2 protein-coding genes and 1 pseudogene are annotated in these 2,549 nt (G+C 74.7%); 1 reads left to right on the top strand and 2 read right to left on the bottom strand.

Annotated elements, in window-relative coordinates:
- Positions 1 to 310, top strand: a pseudogene (locus ABT381_RS35590) (hypothetical protein); the annotation flags it as partial.
- A gap of 46 nt (positions 311 to 356) precedes the next feature.
- Here the strand turns inward: ABT381_RS35590 and ABT381_RS35595 are convergent.
- Both ABT381_RS35595 and ABT381_RS35600 read right to left on the bottom strand, forming a co-directional pair.
- Positions 357 to 1,640: a hypothetical protein gene (locus tag ABT381_RS35595; RefSeq protein WP_351602208.1), complete on the bottom strand. Its 1,284-nt coding sequence runs from the start codon at positions 1,638 to 1,640 to the stop codon at positions 357 to 359.
- 72 nt (positions 1,641 to 1,712) lie between these two features.
- On the bottom strand, positions 1,713 to 2,549 hold an 837-nt coding region (locus ABT381_RS35600), incomplete at its 5' end, for a glutamate ABC transporter substrate-binding protein (RefSeq protein WP_351602211.1).

A 2,549-nucleotide genomic window follows, 5' to 3' on the forward strand; every position in this document is an offset into this window, starting at 1 on the left:
CCCCAGCCGCCCGCGCCCCGGGCCCGAGCCGGACCCGGAGCCCGGCCCCGAACCGGCGCTGCGCACGGACACCGAGCGGGTCGACGGGCCGGACAGCGAGCGGGAGAGACGCCCGGAGACCGAGCGCCGGGAGCCGGAGGAGCGGGAGGAGGACGACGTACGGGCGCTGCCGGAGCTCTGCGAGGAGTCGGCGGAGCGGCCGGCCGCCGCGACGCCGGTCGGCGGCGAGGCCACCATGCCGGTCGGCGAGACGACCGGCGCCAAGCCGCAGGTGTCGCAGTACAGTTCGCCGCCGCCGACGTCCTCGTAGCGGCCGGCGCACTCCGGCCGCTGGCAGGCGGCGTCCTTCTCGCCGGTCATGACTCCCCCTCGCGGTCCGGCGCCCCGGCCGCCAGCGCCTCGGCCGCCGCCTGCTGGTAACGCAGTACGGCGTTCTCGGCGGCGCGCAGGTCGCAGGGCGCGCTCCACAGCATCCGGCGGGCCAGGTCGTACCGCTCGATCAGGAACGGGTCCTCGGCCAGGCCGTGCCGCGCCGTCTTCGCCTTGTACGCGTCGAGCCGGCCGCGCAGCTCGGCGCGGACGGCCAGCGGCGCGGTCACCGCGGTCAGCGACTCGCGGGCGCGCAGCAGCTCCTCCTCGGCGCGCTCCTCCAGGCTCTCCAGCAGCGGCGACAGCAGGTGCCACTGGGAGCGTCTGCGGTAGTCGACGGCGGTGGCGAGCTGTTCGTGCAGCGCGGTCGACGGGCCCGAGACGGCCGGTACTTCGGACGCGGCGATCTTCGCGAGCACCTCGCCGCGCGCCGCCCGCGCCTCGGTGAGCGTGCGGTCGGCCCGCGAGAGCAGGTCGCGCACCTGCATCAGCCGCCGCTCGGCGTCCTGGCGCACCGCGAGGACCGCCTCGATCTCGCGGCGTACGTCCTCCAGGGCGCGGGCCGCGCGGTCGTACCGCTCGGTGTCCGGGTGGCCGCCGCCGGGCGCGGCGCTGGCGTCGGCGGCGGGCACCCAGAAGGCGAGCGGGTCGGCGAGCACCTCGGCGCGCAGCCGGGTCAGCTCGTCGGTGATCTGCTCCAGGTCGTCGCCGGAGGGGTGCTCGCCGGGGCGGACGCCGACGGAGTGCGCGAGGGAGCGGGTGCGCCGCAGTTCGGCGGCGAGCAGGTCGATCCGGGCGGGCAGCGCGGTCCATACGGAGTCGGCGCTGACGATGACGTCCAGCGCCGACGCGTACAGCCCGTTCATCCGGTCGACCAGCGCCTCCAGGCTGAGCTGTTCGCTGAGCTTGGTGAGGCCGCCGACGGCCGCGCCGCCGGAGACCGTGACGCCGTCGCCGCGCAGCATGTCGGTGAGGGTGGCCAGGTCCTCCTGGGAGAGCCAGCGGCGGCGGGCGCGCAGCTCGCGGGCGGCCTCCAGCGCCGCGCTGTACGCCTCGAAGTGCGCCCAGAGCACCGTGATCCGCTGCTCGGCACTCGCCCAGCGGTCCTTGGTGACGCCGGTCAGCTCGGCGCCCTCCAGGAGGCGGCGGCCGGCGTGGTCCTGCAGCGCCAGCAGCGAGGTCTCGATCGCTTCGTGCTCGGCGCCGAGCCTGCCGAGGGCGCGGTCCACCTCGTCGCGGCTCATGGCCGGGGCGGGTCCAGGGACCCCCATCGATCACCTCTCCAGAGTGCGTGCGTACGGTGCGCTGCGGCGGCCGGGCGCGGGGCGGCCCGGCCGGTCCCGTCAGTCGCTGTACTGGGGCGCCGGCGGCCCGGAGACGCCCGGCAGGTCGGCCTTGAGCCACTTGTCGTACGCGGTCGTCCAGGGGCTGTCGGCGCCGCCCGCGCGGTAGTCCTCCAGCACCTTGTTCACCCGCCGCACCAGGTCCTCGTCCTCCTTGTTCATGGCGACGCCGTACAGGTCCGTGCTGAACGGCTCGCCCTTGAGCTCCACGGTCGGGTCCTGCGCGGCCTGGCCGGCGGCCAGCGCGCTGTCCGTCACGACCGCGTCGGCCTCGCCCAGCTGCAGCCGCACCAGGCAGTCGAGTTGGTTCGGTACGGTCATGACCGTCGCGCCGTGGTCCTCACCGTCCAGTTCCTGCTCGCCCGTCGACCCCTTCGCCGTGCAGATCTTCTTCCCCCGCAGCGAGTCGTCGAACGCGTCGATCGACGACCTCTTGGGCGCGAGCACCTGCTGGCCGGCCTTGAAGTAGGCGGTGGAGAAGGCGACGTCCTTCTTGCGCTGGCAGTTGATCGTCATCGTCCGCACGACCATGTCCACCTTGCGCTGCTTCACGGCGTCGATGCGCTGGTTGGTGGGGATCGCGCGGTACACGATGTGCGGGTGCGGCCCGAGGATGTCCCGGGCGATGGCCTTCGCCAGGTCGATGTCGAAGCCGATGAGGTTCTTGGGGTTGTCGGGGTCGCGGTAGCCCCAGCGGTAGCTGTTCTGGTCGACGCCGACGACCAGGACGCCCGCCTTCTTGATCCGCTTCACCGCGGCGCCGTCGGCCGGGGAGGGCCGCAGGCTCTCCGCCGCGTTCGCCTCCGTGCAGCCGGCGGCGGCGGGCGCGGCCGTCGC

Source organism: Streptomyces sp. NPDC000151 (assembly GCF_040301705.1).
Lineage (GTDB): Bacteria > Actinomycetota > Actinomycetes > Streptomycetales > Streptomycetaceae > Streptomyces.

Excerpts from the sequence above, each read along its gene's own strand:
- ABT381_RS35595 (WP_351602208.1), bottom strand. The coding sequence starts at position 1,640 with ATGGGGGTCCCTGGACCCGCCCCGGCCATGAGCCGCGACGAGGTGGAC.